Source organism: Amycolatopsis sp. cg9, assembly GCF_041346945.1.
GTDB lineage: Bacteria > Actinomycetota > Actinomycetes > Mycobacteriales > Pseudonocardiaceae > Amycolatopsis.
In genome coordinates this window covers 2,045,453-2,061,883 of the sequence record NZ_CP166850.1, presented here as the reverse complement: position 1 = coordinate 2,061,883, position 16,431 = coordinate 2,045,453, and the positions used below count along the sequence as shown (strand labels likewise).

General features: G+C 71.2%; 19 protein-coding genes. 11 read left to right on the top strand and 8 right to left on the bottom strand.

Annotated features, from left to right (window positions below):
• Positions 1–3 precede the first annotated feature (3 nt).
• Positions 4–435 carry a nuclear transport factor 2 family protein gene (locus AB5J73_RS09555; protein WP_370969334.1) on the bottom strand — a complete coding sequence of 144 codons (432 nt, stop codon included), beginning with the start codon at positions 433–435 and terminating at the stop codon, positions 4–6.
• Positions 436–529: 94 nt separating this feature from the next.
• Between AB5J73_RS09555 and AB5J73_RS09550 the strand changes: the two genes are divergently transcribed.
• From AB5J73_RS09550 to AB5J73_RS09535, 4 genes are all read left to right on the top strand, one after another.
• On the top strand, positions 530–880 hold the full coding sequence (locus AB5J73_RS09550; RefSeq protein WP_370973046.1) for a YciI family protein: 351 nt from the start codon (positions 530–532) through the stop codon (positions 878–880).
• On the top strand, positions 877–2,055 hold the full coding sequence (locus AB5J73_RS09545) for an RNA polymerase sigma factor (RefSeq protein ID WP_370969333.1): 1,179 nt from the start codon (positions 877–879) through the stop codon (positions 2,053–2,055). Before AB5J73_RS09550 ends, AB5J73_RS09545 begins: the two co-directional genes overlap by 4 nt.
• Positions 2,056–2,145: 90 nt before the next feature.
• Positions 2,146–2,790 carry an SDR family oxidoreductase gene (locus AB5J73_RS09540; protein ID WP_370969332.1) on the top strand — a complete coding sequence of 215 codons (645 nt, stop codon included), beginning with the start codon at positions 2,146–2,148 and terminating at the stop codon, positions 2,788–2,790.
• Positions 2,791–2,897: 107 nt separating this feature from the next.
• Positions 2,898–3,545 carry a DedA family protein gene (locus AB5J73_RS09535; protein ID WP_370969331.1) on the top strand — a complete coding sequence of 216 codons (648 nt, stop codon included), beginning with the start codon at positions 2,898–2,900 and terminating at the stop codon, positions 3,543–3,545.
• Here the strand turns inward: AB5J73_RS09535 and AB5J73_RS09530 are convergent.
• The gene (locus AB5J73_RS09530; protein ID WP_370969330.1) at positions 3,542–4,438 is read right to left on the bottom strand and encodes an EamA family transporter; all 897 of its coding nucleotides are present in this window, start codon (positions 4,436–4,438) and stop codon (positions 3,542–3,544) included. The genes AB5J73_RS09535 and AB5J73_RS09530 overlap by 4 nt on opposite strands.
• 205 nt (positions 4,439–4,643) lie before the next feature.
• Here AB5J73_RS09530 and AB5J73_RS09525 point away from each other — a divergent pair, with 205 nt between their 5' ends.
• Positions 4,644–5,573 (top strand): EamA family transporter, encoded by a 930-nt coding sequence (locus AB5J73_RS09525; RefSeq protein WP_370969329.1) that lies wholly within the window; start codon positions 4,644–4,646, stop codon positions 5,571–5,573.
• A gap of 24 nt (positions 5,574–5,597) precedes the next feature.
• A complete protein-coding gene (locus AB5J73_RS09520; protein ID WP_370969328.1) occupies positions 5,598–6,503 on the top strand; it encodes a LysR family transcriptional regulator in 906 nt (301 codons plus the stop codon).
• On the opposite strand, the gene AB5J73_RS09515 is transcribed toward AB5J73_RS09520, so the two are convergent.
• On the bottom strand, positions 6,493–7,098 hold the full coding sequence (locus AB5J73_RS09515) for a TetR/AcrR family transcriptional regulator (protein WP_370969327.1): 606 nt from the start codon (positions 7,096–7,098) through the stop codon (positions 6,493–6,495). The genes AB5J73_RS09520 and AB5J73_RS09515 overlap by 11 nt on opposite strands.
• A gap of 59 nt (positions 7,099–7,157) precedes the next feature.
• Here AB5J73_RS09515 and AB5J73_RS09510 point away from each other — a divergent pair, with 59 nt between their 5' ends.
• Positions 7,158–7,778 (top strand): peroxiredoxin-like family protein, encoded by a 621-nt coding sequence (locus AB5J73_RS09510; RefSeq protein WP_370969326.1) that lies wholly within the window; start codon positions 7,158–7,160, stop codon positions 7,776–7,778.
• On the opposite strand, the gene AB5J73_RS09505 is transcribed toward AB5J73_RS09510, so the two are convergent.
• Entirely contained in the window at positions 7,747–8,298 is a 552-nt protein-coding gene (locus AB5J73_RS09505) for a DedA family protein (RefSeq protein ID WP_370969325.1), read from the bottom strand. The genes AB5J73_RS09510 and AB5J73_RS09505 overlap by 32 nt on opposite strands.
• A 129-nt stretch (positions 8,299–8,427) precedes the next feature.
• Between AB5J73_RS09505 and AB5J73_RS09500 the strand changes: the two genes are divergently transcribed.
• Entirely contained in the window at positions 8,428–9,330 is a 903-nt protein-coding gene (locus AB5J73_RS09500) for an SDR family oxidoreductase (protein WP_370969324.1), read from the top strand.
• Here AB5J73_RS09500 and AB5J73_RS09495 read toward each other — a convergent pair.
• Positions 9,321–10,298 (bottom strand): helix-turn-helix transcriptional regulator, encoded by a 978-nt coding sequence (locus AB5J73_RS09495; RefSeq protein ID WP_370969323.1) that lies wholly within the window; start codon positions 10,296–10,298, stop codon positions 9,321–9,323. The two genes, AB5J73_RS09500 and AB5J73_RS09495, sit on opposite strands and share 10 nt — an antisense overlap.
• The gene (gene leuA, locus AB5J73_RS09490; RefSeq protein ID WP_370969322.1) at positions 10,295–12,055 is read right to left on the bottom strand and encodes a 2-isopropylmalate synthase; all 1,761 of its coding nucleotides are present in this window, start codon (positions 12,053–12,055) and stop codon (positions 10,295–10,297) included. The genes AB5J73_RS09495 and leuA overlap by 4 nt, the downstream gene beginning before the upstream one ends.
• 218 nt (positions 12,056–12,273) lie before the next feature.
• Here leuA and AB5J73_RS09485 point away from each other — a divergent pair, with 218 nt between their 5' ends.
• Complete coding sequence (locus AB5J73_RS09485) at positions 12,274–12,642, top strand: hypothetical protein (protein ID WP_370969321.1); 369 nt, start codon at positions 12,274–12,276, stop codon at positions 12,640–12,642.
• On the opposite strand, the gene AB5J73_RS09480 is transcribed toward AB5J73_RS09485, so the two are convergent.
• Entirely contained in the window at positions 12,639–13,220 is a 582-nt protein-coding gene (locus AB5J73_RS09480; protein WP_370969320.1) for a hypothetical protein, read from the bottom strand. The genes AB5J73_RS09485 and AB5J73_RS09480 overlap by 4 nt on opposite strands.
• A gap of 41 nt (positions 13,221–13,261) precedes the next feature.
• A complete protein-coding gene (locus AB5J73_RS09475; protein WP_370969319.1) occupies positions 13,262–13,852 on the bottom strand; it encodes a nitroreductase family protein in 591 nt (196 codons plus the stop codon).
• 228 nt (positions 13,853–14,080) lie between these two features.
• Here AB5J73_RS09475 and AB5J73_RS09470 point away from each other — a divergent pair, with 228 nt between their 5' ends.
• On the top strand, positions 14,081–15,346 hold the full coding sequence (locus tag AB5J73_RS09470; RefSeq protein WP_125308350.1) for an aspartate kinase: 1,266 nt from the start codon (positions 14,081–14,083) through the stop codon (positions 15,344–15,346).
• A complete protein-coding gene (locus tag AB5J73_RS09465) occupies positions 15,346–16,383 on the top strand; it encodes an aspartate-semialdehyde dehydrogenase (protein WP_370969318.1) in 1,038 nt (345 codons plus the stop codon). The genes AB5J73_RS09470 and AB5J73_RS09465 overlap by 1 nt, the downstream gene beginning before the upstream one ends.
• The last annotated feature ends 48 nt before the right edge of the window (positions 16,384–16,431 follow it).

The window sequence follows — 16,431 nt, the reverse complement described above, 5'->3', positions numbered from 1 at the left end:
TTCCTAGGGCTTCAGGTCCAGGGCGGCGCTCATCGTGCCGTCCATGTGGAACGGCGTCGAGTCGTGGACGTGGGCGATCCGCCATTCGCCGTTTTCGCGGCGGAAGCCCGTGGTCGAGCGGAACCAGAGCTCGAACTTCTGCGGCATGCCCTTCGGCGTCGTCGACAGCCGGTTGAGCGAGTGGCTGTAGGCGACGTCGCCCCCGACGACGACTTCGAGGTCGCGGACCTCGTACTCGATCGGGCCGTCGAAGCTCGCGAACCAGGCCTTGCGCGCCTCGACGTCTTCGCCGTGGTGCGCGAGCGGCGGGGCCAGGGTGTACGCGAGCAGTTCCGGCACGCACTGCCCGGCGAGCGCCTCGGCGTCACGCTCGGTGATCGCCTTGGCGCGGGCGGCCACGAGGTCGCGAATCAGCTTGTCGTCGTGCTCGGTCATGCCATCCTCCTGAGGTGGTGGTGCCTGCCTGTCGAAAGGGACGTAGTCGCCGCCGCGTGGATTTCGACATCCTGCGGGAGGTTTTTTGAAGTACGTGGTGTTGATCTACGGCAACCCCGAGTCCCGCGCGGCGTGGGCGGGCATGACCGAGGAGCAGCGCGCGGCCGGGCTCGCGTACTACCGGCAGCTCAACGACGACCTCGACGCGTCCGGCGAGCGCATCGTGTCCGAGCGGCTGGCGTTCCCGGAGGAGACGAAGCAGGTCCGGGCCGGCGATGGCGGCGTCCTGACGACGGACGGCCCGTTCGCCGAGGCCAAGGAGTTCCTCGCCGGCTTCTACCTGCTGGACTGCGAGAACCTCGAACGCGCGACCGAGATCGCCGGCCGCATCCCCGAGGCGGCGTTCGGGGTGGTCGAGGTCCGGCCGGTGATGGGGCTTCGGTGACCGCCGAGCTCCTGCGTTCGCTGGCCCCGCAGGTCCTCTCGGCGCTGGTCCGCCGCTACGGCGACTTCGACGCGTGCGAGGACGCGGTCCAGGAGGCGCTGCTGGCGGCGTCCCAGCAGTGGCCGGCTTCCGGGCTGCCGGACAACCCCAAGGGCTGGCTGATCACGACGGCCTCCCGCCGGCGCATCGAGCAGCTGCGCAGCGAGACGGCCCGGCAGCGTCGTGAAGCGACGATGGCCATGGCCGAGCCCCCGGACCCGGAGCCGGTCGGCGTCGACGACACGCTGACGTTGCTGCTGCTCTGCTGCCACCCGTCGCTCTCGCGGCCGTCGCAGGTGGCGTTGACGCTGCGCGCGGTCGGCGGCCTGACGACGGCGGAGATCGCGCGGGCGTTCCTGGTCCCGGAGGCCACCATCGGCCAGCGCATCAGCCGCGCGAAGCGGTCTCTCCGCGGCGAGCGGTTCGTCACTTCGGAGTCGCCGGCCGGGGTGCTGGACGTGCTGTACCTGATCTTCACGGAGGGCCACACGGCCAGTTCCGGCGACGCGGTGAACCGCGTCGAGCTGACGACGGAGGCGATCCGGCTGACCCGGCAGCTGCGTTCGGCGCTGCCGGAGGACGGCGAGGTGACGGGCTTGCTGGCGCTGATGCTCCTGACCGACGCCCGCCGCCCGGCGCGGGTTTCGGCGTCGGGGGAGCTGGTGCCGCTGGCTCTCCAGGACCGGTCCCGGTGGAACCGCGAGTTCATCGCGGAGGGGGTTTCCCTGATCACGGACGCGCTGTCGACGTCCCCGGTGGGCCCGTACCAGCTCCAGGCGGCGATCGCGGCGGTCCACGACGAGGCGGCGTCGACGGAGACGACGGACTGGGCGCAGATCCTGACGCTGTACGACCTGTTGCGGGTGGTGGCCCCAGGACCGATGGTGACGCTGAACCGGGTGGTGGCGCTGGCGCAGGTGTCGGGTCCGGCGGCGGGGCTGGCGGAGGTGTCCGCCGCGGCTTCGGACCCGGCGCTGGCCGCGCACCACCGGGTCGACGCGGTGCGAGGGCACTTGCTGGAGCTGGCGGGGGATCCGGCGGGCGCGCGGGAGGCGTACCTGGCCGCGGCCGAGCGGACGTTGAGCGTGCCGGAGGAGCGCTACCTGCGCTCCCGGGCGGCAGCTTTGGGCGGCTGAGCAGGTCCCCGAGTTGTCCACATGGGGGTGAAGCCTGTGGACAACTCTGTGGACCGGCGAACCACCCCCATCTGCGGGAGGATCGACCCCATGCAGGTCACCGTGCTGGGCTCGACCGGGCGAACCGGCTTCCACGTAGTCCGCCTGCTCGCCGCGAGGGGGCACCACGTCAAAGCCGGCCTGCGCAGCCGGAAGCGGGCCGAACTGCTCCGCGGCATCGAGAACGCCAAGCCCGTGCTCGCCGACGTCACCGCCGATCCGGACGACCTCGTCGAAGTCCTCAAGAACTCCGACGTCGTCATCAACGCCATCGGCGCGCCCGATCCGGAGCCCGAATCGGTGAACCTCGTCGACCGCGACGGCGCCATCACCGCCATCCGCGCCGCCGAGCGGGCCGGGGTGCCGCGCTACATCCAGCTTTCCGCCCAGTTCGCCGACTCGCCCGACCAGGGCGACCGCCTCGTCCGGTCGATCCTCTTCGCCAAGCAGATCTCCGACAGCGCCCTCCGGAAGTCGGCGCTGACCTGGACCATCGTCCGGCCCGGGACGCTCACCGACGGGCCCGCCAACGGCCGGGTCAAGGTCGCCGGGCACCTGGAACCCGGGCGGATCGCGAGGCAGGACGTCGCCGCCGTGCTCGTCGGGACGCTGGCCGAGCCGCTCACCGAAAACCGCGGGTTCGACGTCGTTTCCGGGGACTTTCCGGTCGCGCCGGCCCTCGCCGCGCTCGATTGACCCCGACTCAAGTAGGACCCTGCGCAATACCTGAGTAGGCCGCCCCGGGCGCCCCGCCCCCGGTACCCTGCGGAAAGCAGATTCCGGAGTACCAGGGGGTACGAACAGTGCACATCGACCAATGGCTGGAGGCGATCCCGCCGCTCTCGGTGTACCTGATCGTCGGCGCGGTGATCATGATCGAGAGCCTCGGCATCCCGCTCCCCGGGGAAATCGTGCTGGTCAGCGCGGCCTTGCTGGCCTCGCAGCACGACACCCTGAGCCCGCTCTGGATCGCCGTCCTGGCCAGCGCCGGCGCCATCATCGGTGACAGCATCGGGTATTTCATCGGGAAAACCGGTGGCCAGCGCCTGTTCGCCTGGGCCGGCCGGAAATTCCCGAAGCACTTCGGCCCGACGCACCTCGCCAACGCCGAACGCATCTTCGACAAGCGCGGCGTGTGGGCCGTCTTCCTCGGCCGGTTCATCGCGTTCCTGCGCATCCTCGCGGGCCCGCTCGCCGGGTCGCTGCGCATGCACTACCCGAAGTTCCTGCTGGCGAACGCGGCCGGCGGCATCGTGTGGGCCGGCGGCACCACCGTGCTCGTCTACTACCTCGGCGTCGTCGCCGAAGAGTGGCTCGGCCGGTTCTCCAAGTTCGGCCTGGTCGCCGCGGTCGTCATCGGCATCGTCGTCTTCTTCGTCATGAAGAAGCGCCTCGGCCGCGCCCACGAGGGCGAAGAAGAGACCCCGAAGCAGGAGGAGACGGCGGCCTAGACCGTCACCAGCTCCGGTTCGGGCTTGCGCGTGAACCGGAGCGAGCCCAGCAGCACGCCGGCGATCACGACGGCGGCCGCACCGATCTCCAGCCCGGTCGGCCGCTCGCCGAGGAAGACGAACGACGCCGACAGCCCGACCACCGGCACCAGCAGCGAGAACGGCGAAACGACGCCGGCCGGGTTGCGCCGCATCAGTGTCGTCCACAGGCCCGAGCCGACGACGGTGCCGATCAGCACGACGTAGGTCAGGCCGCCGAGCGCGGTCAGCCCGGTCGGGGTGCCCAACGTCGTCAGTGAACGCCACTGCGCGGCCGGGCCCTCCATGACCAGCGAGAGCGCGAACATCGGCAGCGGCGGCACCACCGACATCCACAGCGTGAAGTGCAGCGGGTTGTCCGGCTCGGCGCGGCGCGTGCTCAGGTTGCCGAACGCCCAGCTCAGCGCGCCCAGCAGGGTCAGCACCATCGGCAGCAGGGCGGCGTGCCCGGACTGCTGCCACGCGATCGCGACCATCCCGGCGACGGCCAGCGCGATGCCGGCCAGCTGGTGCGGCGTGACGCGTTCGCGCAGGAAGACGGCGCCGAGCAGCACCGTGAACGGCGCCGACGCCTGCAGCACCAGCGACGCGAGCCCGGTCGGCATCCCGGTGTCCATCGCGATGAACAGGAACGCGAACTGCCCGGTGCCGAACCCGAGGCCGTAGCCGAGCAGGTACCGCACCTTCACCTTCGGCCACGGCACGAACAGGATCGTCGGCACGGCGATGACGGCGAACCGCAGCGCGCCCGCGAACACCGGCGGGAACTGGCCGAGCGTGGCGTGGATGGCGAGGAAGTTGAGTCCCCAGAGGACGGCGACGAGCACGGCGAGCAGGCGGTCACGAGCGGGCATGCCTCCACTTTCGCAACGGCGATCGTGAAGGACCAGCGAGAATATCTGCAAGGACTTTGTAGCGGGGCTTCACGAAAAACGCGCTGACCTGCACCGATCGCTGGCGTGTCCGCTCGGCGGCCGCCCGCGGCGCCGGAGCGGTGTTGACCGCGCGGCCCGGCTCCGGTGACGATCTCCGCCGTCGTCGACGACTGGGGGAAAGCCGATGCGTGGGGTACTACCGCTGACCGGGTTCGCGGCACTGACCGCGGCGCTCGACGTCTTCGCCGGCAACCAGCTGGAGCAGCTCCGCCCGGCCACCGTCGCCGCGGTGTCGTTCGGCCTCGCCGCGGTGGTGTTCCTGGGGTTCGCGCTGCTGCGGGACGGCGCCGCCGCGACGTTCCGCCCGGTCCGGGAGCTGCGCGGCGACGTCGTGATGATCAACGTGACGACCGCCGTCACCTGGCTGTCGATGCTGTTCGCGTTGCGGTACCTCGAACCGGCGGTGGTCAACGTCGTCGGCATCGCGCTCGGCCCGGTGCTGACCCTGGTGCTGAACCCCTTGCTGCGCCGGGGTGCGCCGACCCTGCGGGCGGAGGCGTGGGTCGCGGCCGGGATCGCCGTGCTGATCGGGCTGCTCGTCTGGGGCTCGTTCACCGGCCGCGGCGCGCTCGAGCGGACGCCGGGCGAGACGCTCGCCGGGGTGGCGCTGGTACTCCTCACCGGCGTCGGCTCGGTGGCGAACGTGCTCTACTCGAAGCGGCTGAGCGATGCCGCGCTGCCGCCGCGGCGGGTGCTCGCACTGCGGTTCTTCCTGATCCTGGCCGTGACGTGGGTGCTGGTCGCGTTCGACGGCGCACCGGGCGTCGGGGCGGCGCTCGTGCCGTCGGCGCTGATCGCCCTGTTCGGTGTCGCGCTGCCGCTGTACCTGCTGCAGGTCGGCATCGAGCGGACCGAGCCGATCACCGCGTCGATCCTGCTGACCCTTTCGCCGCTCTTCGCCTACCTCATGCAGCTCGCCGACCACCGCCTCACGCCGTCCGGGCTCACGCTCGGCTGCGTCGCCGGGATCGTCGCGCTGGTCGGCGCCGGGACGGTCGCCCGGCTGCGCCACGACCGTGAAGTCGCGGCCGTCGAATGCGTACCCACTGTGTAGCGGTGCTTCACGTACGCTGGCGCCGTGGATCTGGGCCGGCTGCGCACGCTGCGGGAGTTCGCCGACCGCGGGAGCGTGACGGCGGCCGCGCGGGCGCTGCACTGCACGCCGTCGGCCGTCTCGCAGCAGTTGCGCGCGCTGCAGGGCGAGGTCGGGCTGCCGCTCACCGAACCGGCCGGCCGGGGGCTGCGGCTGACCGACGCGGGCCGGGCGCTGGTCGCCCGCGCCGACGAGGTGCTGGCCGCGCTCGAGCGGGCCGAGTCCGAATTGGACACCTACCGCAGCGCGCCGCGCGGGCGGGTGCGGCTCGCGATCTTCCAGTCGGCCGGGCTGATGCTGCTGCCGGGCCTGCTGACCCGCGTCGCCGGCCACGACGGCCTGGAGGTCGACGTCCGGGACGTCGACATGACCCCGCCGGAGGTGCCGGGCCTGGTCGCGGACTACGACGTCGTCGTGGCGCACCGCGACGAGCACGCGCCGGAGTTCGACCACGACCGCCTGGACGTCGTGCCGCTGCTGCGCGAGCCGCTCGACGTCGCGCTGCCGGTCGGGCACCGGCTGGCGGCCAAGCGGCGCGTGGACCTGGCGGAGCTGGCCGACGAACGCTGGATCGGCGTCGACCACGGCTTCCCGGTGGACGACGTGCTGCGCTCGCTGACCATCCGCACCGGCGTGCGCCCGGTCGTCGTCCAGCGGATCAACGACTTCCGGATCACCGAACGGCTGGTCGCGGCCGGCCACGGCATCGCGCTGGTGCCGCGCTACACGATCGACACCCGCCGCGGCGGCGGCCTGGTCAGCAGGCCGCTGGCCGGGATCCGCGCGGCCCGGCTGGTCGAGGCGGTGTGCCGCACGGGCGCGCTGCAGCGCCCGGCGGTCGCCAAGGTGATCGAGGAACTGGCCGCGGAAGTCGCCCAGCTCACCGCTTGAAGCCGCGCAGGTAGGTCAGCGCGATGCCGAGCGCGTCCTCCAACGCCGTGAGGTCGTGCCGGATGTGGGCCAGCAGCAGTCCACCTTGGACGGACGTCATCGCCGCCTGCGCCAGCCGGGCCGGGTCGGCGTCCGGCGCGAGCTCTCCCTTGTCCCGCAACGTGGTCAGCCCGCGCTCCAGGTGGGACTCCCACTTGCGGTAGGCCTGGTCGACCAACGGCGCGAGCTTCGGGTTGTCGCCGACCTCGCCGGCGAGGTTGCCCAGCGGGCAGGCGACCGGCGTGCCCGCGCGGCGGTGGATGTCCAGCAGTTGCTCGGTCCACGTTTCGAGGTCGGCCCACGACGACAGCGTGAAGATCGCCGGCTGGTTGGCGAGGATCTGCTCGAGGTACCGGTCGATCACGGCCGCGACCAGCTGCTCCTTGTTCTTGAAGTAGTGGTACATCTGCGATTTCCCGGCCCCGCTCGCGGCGAGCACCTTGTCGACGCTCGTGCCCGCGACGCCGTCGACGTACATCAGTCCCGCCGCCGCGTCGACGATCGCGTCCCGCGTCCGCTTGCCGCGCGGGGTCGAGGCCGCCGCTTGCGTCTCCATGTACTGAATAGTACAGTTTGACGCACTGTACCGATCAGTACAACAAGCTAGGGGGATCCATGACGCTCGACAACGCCCTGACCGGTGTGAACGACCACCTCCGCGGCCTGCTGCCGCCGGAGATCTTCGCCGTCCTCGAAGCCGACCGGCGCCGGGCCGCGACGGACTTCGCCGAGGTCGGCGCCAAGATCGACGACTTCACGCTGCCGGCGGCCGATGGCACAGCGACGAGCCTGAGCGAACTCGTGGCGGACGGGCCGGCGGTGCTCGTGTTCTACCGCGGGCAGTGGTGCCCGTACTGCAACCTGACCCTGCGCACCTACCAGCGGGAACTGCTGCCGGAGCTGGAGAAGCTCGGCGCGACCCTGGCGGCGATCAGCCCCCAGAAGCCGGACGGCGTGGTGCCCGAACTGGGGTTCCCGGTGCTCTCGGACGTCGGCAGCACGGTCGCGCGCGGGCTGCGGCTGAGCTACCCGGTTTCCGCGCCGGTGCGCGAGGCCATGGAGACGCTCGGCACGAACCTCGAAGAGGTCAACGGCACCTGGGAACTGTTCCACCCGGCGGTCGTCGTGGTCGACCGGGACCGGGTGCTCCGGTTCGTCGACGTCCACCCGGACTTCGTCACGCGGACCGAACCGGCGGACATCCTCAAAGCGCTCCAGCCGACCGTTTCACGCTGAAGGTGATCACCGAACCCAGGACCAGGGCTACCGCCAGGGAGAGCAGCAGGCTGATCCCGGGTTCGGTGACGATCCGGCCGCCCGCGTAGCCGAGGAAGGCCACGTAGGACGTCCAGAGTGTGACGCCGATGGCCGAAGCGGTGAAGAACTCCGCCATCGGCCACCGGAGCGATCCGGCGAGGAGGGCGCCGATCGTCCCGCCCGACGGGAGCCAGCGGGCGACCACCAGCACCGGCCGGGGGTGGCGCTGCAGCCGCCCGTCGAGCCAGCCGAGGCCGGCGGCGATCTTCTTCCGCCGGCCCAGCCGGTCCAGCGCCGCCCGGCCACCGAACCGGCCGAGGGCGTAGAGCGCCTGGTCGGACGCCAGGCACCCGGCACTCGCCACGGCGATCACCAGCGCCAGCGACGTCCCGCCCTGCGCCGCCGCGATGCCCATGCCGAGGAGCGTCACCTCGGTGGGCAGCAGCGGCACCAGCGAGACGACGAACAACAGCACCAGTCCCGTCGTCGATCCGTCCACACCTCCATTAACCGCCCGCCCGGTCCGAAGCACTCCCGATCACCGGGGACTCACAGCAACCCGACAGGTCACCCACAGACTTCGCGAACCATGACAGGAGTTGTCATGGTTCGCCGCGACGCTGACGGCATGAACGAACTTTCCGGAAAAGTCGCGCTGGTCGCGGGCGGGACGCGCGGCGCGAGCCGGGCGATCGCGGTGGAGCTGGGCCGCGCGGGCGCCTTCGTGCACGTCACCGGCCGGACCACCCGCGCCGGGCGGTCCGAAGTGGACCGTCCCGAAACGATCGAGGAGACGGCCGAGCTGATCGAGCGCGCGGGCGGCCGGGCGGAGGCGACCCGCGTCGACCACCTGGTGCCGGCGGAGGTCGAGGCGCTGGCCCGGCGCGTGGGCCCGCTCGACATCCTGGTCGACGGCCTGTGGGGCGGCGACCAGCACCTCGGCTGGGGCCAGCCGATCTGGGAGCACGACCTCGAGGCCGGCCTGCGCATGATCCGGCTCGGCATCGACGCGCACCTGATCACCAGCCACTTCCTGCTGCCGCTGGTCATCGGCAGGCCGGGCGGCTTGGTGGTGGAGCTGACCGACGGCACGGCCGAGTACAACGCGAAGTACCGCGAAGGGACTTCGCTGCCGTTCTACCTGGCGAAGGCGTCGGCCCACCTGCTGGCGATCGGCGAGGCGGCGGAGCTGGCGGCGCACTCCTGCACGGCAGTCGCGTTCACCCCGGGCTACCTGCGCTCGGAGATGATGCTGGACAGCTACGGCGTGACGGAGTCGAACTGGCGCGACGCGTGCGAAAAGGTCCCGCACTTCGCGATCTCGGAGACCCCGACGTTCTGCGGCCGGACGGTGGTGGCACTGGCCGCGGATCCGTCGCGTCAGCGGTGGTCGGGACAGACGGTGAGCAGCGGCCAGCTGGCGAAGGAGTACGGGGTGGACGACGTGGACGGCAGCCGCCCGGACGCGTGGCGCTACATGACGGAGGTGGCCGACGCGGGCAAGCCGGCGGACCCGACCGGCTACCGCTGACCGTTGCGGGCGGCCAGTTCCGCGCCGACCCCGGCCAGCGCCGCCCGCAGTTCCGGCGGCTCGAGCACCTCGACACCCGGGCTCAACGCGACCAGCTGACCGAGGCCGATCTCCCCGCCTTCCAGGGCGAGTTCGGCCTCGGCCCACCCCTCGTCGTCCGGCTCGCCGAGCGACACCACCGTGTCCGCCAGGTGCTCACCCCCGAACACCCGCCGCAGCTCGCGCACCGCCGAGCGACTCAGCCGGGCGCGGACCCGCACCGGCCGCGCGACCTGCTCGAACGCCGCCGACGACGTGCGCCACCACCGTGCCAGGTCGAAGTCCGCCGGCCGGGCGAAAGCGACGTCGAGAGGAACCGCGTCGAGGATCCGCGAGACCCGGTACGTCCGCAGCGCGTCGTCCGGAACCACGCGCGCCACCAGGTACCAGACGCCCGCCTTCAGCACGAGCCCGAGCGGCTCCAGCTCGCGCGAAGCCACCTTGTCGCGCCGCCGGTAGGTGATCGAAAGCCGCCGCTGCGCCCACACCGCCCGCACGACCGCGGCCAGGGACGGCGGCTCGTCGGCGCCGCCGAACCAGCCGGGCGCGTCCAGGTGGAAGCGCCCGGCCACCAGCGCCGCGTGCTCGCGCAGCTCCGCGGGCATGCCCGCGGACACCTTCGCCCGCGCCGCGCTGCCCGCGGTGTCGAGGCCGAGCCCGGCGAGCGCGTCCGGCACCCCCAGCGCGAAGAGTGCGACGGCCTCGCGCGCGGTCAGCCCGTCGAGGCCCGCCCGCCAGCCGTCGACCAGCCGGAAGCCGCCGTGGCGGCCCTGCTCCGTCCACAGTGGAACACCGGCTTCGCGCAGGGCCGCGAGGTCGCGGTGCATCGTGCGTTCGGAGACGCCCAGCTCGCCCGCGAGCTCAGCGGCGGTCGCGCTGCGCCGCCGTTGCAGCGTGAACAGCAGCGCGACCAGCCGCTCGGCTTTCACCGGTTGGCGCGGTTCACCGCCGACACGACCGCGCGCAGCGAGGCCGTCACGATCGACGGGTCGACGCCGATGCCCCAGAACACCCGGTCCGAGATCGCGCACTCGATGTACGACGCGGCGCGCGCGTCGTCGCCCGGCGAGAGCGTGTGCTCGCTGTAGTCCAGCAGCCGCAGGTCGAAGCCCACAGTGGACAGCGCGTCGAAGAACGCCGCGATCGGGCCGTTGCCGCGGCCGGTGACCTCGTGTTCGTCACCCTCCACCTTCACGGTCGCGGTGATGTCGTACTCGCCGTCGCCGTTGTCGCGGACGTGCTGGCGGACCAGCTCCAGCGGCGTCTTCAGCTCCAAGTACTCGGCCGAGAACGCGTTCCACATCGTCGTCGGGTCGACCTCGCCGCCCTCGGAGTCGGTGTGGCGCTGGATCACCTTCGAGAACTCGATCTGCAGGCGCCGCGGCAGGTCGAGCTGGTGCTCGGCCTTCATGATGTAGGCGACGCCGCCCTTGCCGGACTGCGAGTTCACCCGGATCACGGCCTCGTACGTGCGGCCGACGTCCTTCGGGTCGATCGGCAGGTACGGGACCTCCCACGGGTACTCCTCGACCGGTACGCCCTGCTTGTCGGCGGCGTCCTTCAACGCGTCGAGGCCCTTGTTGATCGCGTCCTGGTGGCTGCCGGAGAACGCGGTGAACACCAGGTCGCCGCCCCACGGCGAGCGCTCGGGCACCGGCAGCTGGTTGCAGTACTCGACCGTCCGCTTGATCTCGTCCATGTCCGAGAAGTCGATCTGCGGGTCGATGCCCTGGCTGTAGAGGTTCATGCCCAGCGCGACCAGGTCGACGTTGCCGGTGCGCTCGCCGTTGCCGAACAGGCAGCCTTCGATCCGGTCGGCGCCGGCCTGGAAGCCCAGCTCGGCCGCGGCGATGCCGGTGCCGCGGTCGTTGTGCGGGTGCAGCGACAGGATCACCGAGTCGCGGCGGGCCAGGTTGCGGCTCATCCACTCGATCGAGTCGGCGTAGACGTTCGGCGTCGCCATCTCGACGGTCGCCGGCAGGTTCAGGATCACCGGCTTCTCCGGCGTCGGCTGCCAGATCTCGGTGACGGCGTCGCAGACCTCGAGCGCGTAGGACAGCTCGGTGCCGGTGTAGGACTCCGGCGAGTACTGGAACCGGAAGTCGGTGTCGGGCTGCTTGTCGGCCAGCTCGACGACCATTTCGGCGGCCTGCGTCGCGATCTTCTTGATGCCTTCGCGCTCCTCGCGGAAGACCACGCGGCGCTGCAGGATCGACGTCGAGTTGTAGATGTGGACGATCGCCCGCGGCGCGCCTTCGAGGGACTGGAACGTCCGCTCGATCAGCTCCGGGCGGCACTGGGTCAGCACCTGGATGCTGACGTCGTCGGGGATGGCGCCCTCGTCGATGATCTCGCGGACGAAGTCGAAGTCCGTCTGCGACGCGGCCGGGAAGCCGACCTCGATCTCCTTGTAGCCCATGCGGACCAGCAGGTCGAAGAACTTGCGCTTGCGCGCGGGCGACATCGGGTCGATCAGGGCCTGGTTGCCGTCCCGCAGGTCGACGGCGCACCACAGCGGCGCGCGGTCGATGCGTTTGGCGGGCCAGGTGCGGTCGGGCAGGTCGATGTTCTCGACCACGTCGTACCAGGGGCGGTAGCGGTGGACCGGCATGGACGTCCCGCGCTGGGTGTTCCAGGCGGGCTGGTCAGCGGGCGCGGGGCGAGAGGGTTTGCGGATCTTGCTCATGCGAAATCGGGTGTCTCCAGATCGACGGGTGCGACCGGCACCACGAAGCCCCGCGACGGGGAGCCGGTCCGGTCAGGCCCCGTCGCGGCAGCGAAGCAGGAGAGCACGCGCCACGGCTCCACCATAACCACGGAACGCCGCCCGAGGGAAGCCGGGCGGTCCCTTCCCGGGGTTACCTGTGGGTAGCAATTGGACGGTGGCCGTGCGAAACTGCGGGCATGGCTGAGCACGCAGAGTCGTCGTCGGAAGAGACCGAGGTCTCCCGCCGGGCTCCCGTCGACTGGCGCCGGACCGGGGGCCGCGTGGCGTCGGTGGTGGCGTCGATCGTCCGCTGGGTAGGACTGGTCTTCGCGGCGTTCCTGGTGATCCACGTGATCTTCACGGTCGGCTCGGCCAACCCGGACAACGGCATCGTCTCGTTCGTGAAGTCCTGGGCGGACGGCCTGGCGCTGGGGTTCAGCGACCTGTTCACGCCGAGTGACGAAAAGCTGCGCGTCCTGGTGAACTACGGCATCGCGGCGGTGTTCTGGCTCGTCGTGTCGGGCATCCTCGCGAAAGTCATCCGCCGGGTGGGCGGGGCCTCCTAGGGGCGGACGAGCGCGTCCCAGATCCGGGTGGCCGCCGCGATGCGCTCCCGGTGCTCCTGGTCGCCGATCTCGCGCCGGCCCCGGTGGAGGTTCTCGAGCAGCGTCATCGCGGTGGTCGCCGGGAGCTCACGCAGCAGCTCGAGCACGTCTTCGGTGCGCGAGTAGCAGAGCAGCCTGCCGTCGGCGAAGGCCATGGGCTCCTGGTCCGCGAGCTCGCGGAGGTAGTCGAGGCCCAGCAGCGGCAGTACGCCGAGGCAAAGCGGCCGGGGCAGCTCGCGCAGCAGCGCGTTGATGTGCTCGGTCGGCAGGTACCGGAGCACGGCCGCGGCGTCCTCCGCCGGCAACGCGGCCAGTTCCGCGTGGATGCCGGCGTAACCGCCGGCGTGGCTGCCGAACCTCCGGTCGAGCTGGGCCATCAGTCGCGCGGCCAGCCGTCCCGCGGCGGCCGGGCCGGGCCCGGTCGCGGGCGGTTGCCGCGGTGGTTCGGGCGCCGGGCCGGCGTTGACCGTCACGTTCCCGTAGACGGTGCCGAACTGCCCGAAGCCGCTGCCCGACGCCTCGTTGCGCGTCTCGTCCATCGCCACCTCCTGCCGGAGGAGTCGCGATTCGGCGGCCGCGGTTACAGCGCCGGCGTACCCCACCGATCGGTGAACGCGAACTCCGCCAGCGGCAGCCGCACCCGCTCGGCCTTCTCGCGCTCGATCCGCCAGTCCTCTTCCAGCACATCGGGTGACGCCGCCGACCCCACCGCGATGGCCACCTTCGGGACGGCGTCGTCCGGCAGGCCGAACGAGTCCCGCACCGCGTCCGGGGAGAACCCCGCCATCTGGTGCGCGATCAGCCCCAGCTCCACGGCCTGCAGCACGAGGTTCTCCGAGGCCAGCCCGAGCCCGTACTCGGCGTAGGGCACGTCGCCCTTCTCGTTCGTCGTCACGATCACGCCGATCAGCAGCAGCCCCGCGCGGTGCGCCCACGCCCGGTTGCCCGAGTTCAGCGTCGACAGGATCGCGTCGAACGCCGGGGTCCCGCGGACGCCGACCAGGTACCGGGCCGGCTGGGTGTTGCCGAACGACGGGGCCCAGCGGGCCGCTTCCAGCAGGGCCCGGACCTGCTCGGCGGTGACCACGGCGGACTCGTCGTAGGCCCGCGGGCTCCACCGCTCGGCCATCAGGGTCGCGATCGGGACGCTCGTCACAGCTGGCTTTCGCACGATCTTGACGATACCCAGGCGTGCGCTGCATCACTCGGGAGGAAGGGCTCCGCGCATTTCGTTGGTGTTACGGAAGATTTACTTCCGCGCCGCCGCCGGCCGGGGTCCGCCCCACGTCAAGAGGGTGGCGGGCCGTCCAACCCCCGGTAGGCTCCACTTCAAATCATGGGACGCGGGGGCTCTCCGGTGCCCACCAGGGAGCCGCCCGGCCCGCGAGGAGGTTCGGGCGTGGCCCTCGTGGTCCAGAAGTACGGCGGATCGTCGCTGGAAAGTGCCGACCGGATCAAGCGCGTCGCGGAGCGGATCGTCGCCACGAAGAAGGCGGGCAACGACGTCGTCGTGGTCTGCTCGGCGATGGGTGACACCACCGACGAACTGCTCGACCTGGCGCAGCAGGTCAACCCGGCGCCGCCGGAGCGGGAGATGGACATGCTGCTCACCGCCGGTGAGCGCATCTCGAACTCGCTGGTCGCCATGGCGATCGCGGCCCAGGGCGCCGAAGCGTGGTCGTTCACGGGTTCGCAGGCCGGCGTCGTCACGACGTCGGTGCACGGCAACGCGCGCATCATCGACGTCACGCCCAGCCGCGTCACCGAAGCTCTCGAGCAGGGTTACGTCGCGCTGGTGGCGGGCTTCCAGGGGGTCGCGCAGGACACCAAGGACATCACCACGCTCGGCCGCGGCGGCTCGGACACCACCGCCGTCGCGCTGGCCGCCGCGCTCAACGCCGACGTCTGCGAGATCTACTCCGATGTGGACGGTGTGTACTCGGCCGACCCGCGGATCGTGCCGGACGCGCGGAAGCTCGACACCATCCCGTACGAGGAGATGCTGGAGCTCGCCGCGAGCGGGTCGAAGATCCTGCACCTGCGTTCGGTCGAGTACGCGCGCCGCTACGGCGTCCCGATCCGAGTCCGCTCTTCCTACAGTGACAAGCCGGGCACGACGGTGACCGGTTCTATCGAGGAGATCCCCGTGGAACAAGCCCTGATCACCGGTGTGGCGCACGACCGCTCCGAAGCCAAGATCACGGTCACCGGGGTGCCGGACCACACCGGTGCCGCGGCCCGGATCTTCCGCGTGATCGCCGACGCCGAGATCGACATCGACATGGTGCTGCAGAACGTGTCCAGCACCGTCTCCGGCCGCACCGACATCACGTTCACGCTGTCGAAGGCCAACGGCGCCAAGGCGGTCAAGGAGCTGGAGAAGGTCAAGGCGGAGATCGGCTTCGAGTCCGTCCTCTACGACGACCACGTCGGCAAGGTCTCGCTGGTCGGCGCCGGGATGCGCTCGCACCCCGGTGTCACGGCGACGTTCTGCGAGGCGCTGGCCAACTCCGGCGTCAACATCGAAATCATCAACACCTCGGAGATCCGCATCTCGGTGCTGATCCGGGACGCGCAGCTCGACGACGCCGTGCGCGCGATCCACGAGGCGTTCGAACTCGGCGGCGACGAAGAAGCCGTCGTCTACGCGGGGAGTGGTCGCTGATGGCGGACGGGCTGCGGGTCGGGGTGGTCGGCGCGACCGGCCAGGTCGGCGCGGTGATGCGCAAGCTGCTGGCGGAGCGGGAGTTCCCGATCGCCGAGCTCCGGTACTTCGCTTCGGCGCGCTCGGCGGGTTCGAAGCTGCCTTGGCGCGACACGGAAATCACGATCGAGGACGCTTCGACGGCGGATCCGTCCGGTCTGGACATCGCGCTGTTCTCCGCGGGCGGGTCGACGTCGAAGGCGCAGGCGCCCCGGTTCGCCGAGGCGGGCGTGACGGTGATCGACAACTCCTCGGCGTTCCGGATGGACCCGGACGTGCCGCTGGTCGTCAGCGAGGTCAACCCGCAGGCGATCAAGGAGGCGCGAAAGGGGATCATCGCGAACCCCAACTGCACCACCATGGCCGCGATGCCGGTGCTGAAGCCGCTGCACGACGAGGCCGGGCTGGTCCGCCTGGTCGCGTCGACGTACCAGGCGGTGTCCGGCAGCGGGCTGGCCGGCGTCGACGAGCTGGCGGGTCAGGTCAAGGCGGGCGCGGAGCACGCGTCGCTGCTGACCCACGACGGCGCGGCGATCGAGTTCCCGAAGCCGGAGAAGTACGTCCGCCCGATCGCGTTCAACGTCCTGCCGATGGCCGGGTCCATTGTGGACGACGGTGAGTTCGAGACGGACGAAGAGAAGAAGTTCCGCAACGAGAGCCGCAAGATCCTGAGCATCCCGGGGCTGGGCGTTTCGTGCACCTGCGTGCGGGTGCCGGTGTTCTCGGGGCACTCGATCTCGGTGAACGCGGAGTTCGCGCAGCCGCTGACCGTCGAGCGCGCCACGGAACTGCTGACGCACGCTCCGGGTGTCGAGCTGTCGGAGGTCCCGACCCCGCTGCAGGCGGCGGGCAACGACCCGAGCTACGTCGGCCGCATCCGCGTCGACCAGGGCATCGAGGGCGGCCGCGGGCTGGCGCTGTTCATCTCGAACGACAACCTGCGCAAGGGTGCGGCGCTCAACGCGGTGCAGATCGCGGAGCTGATCGCGCAGCAGTGACGTCCACGGTGGAGGCCCCGTACCGGATCCGGTGCGGGGCCTCCACGC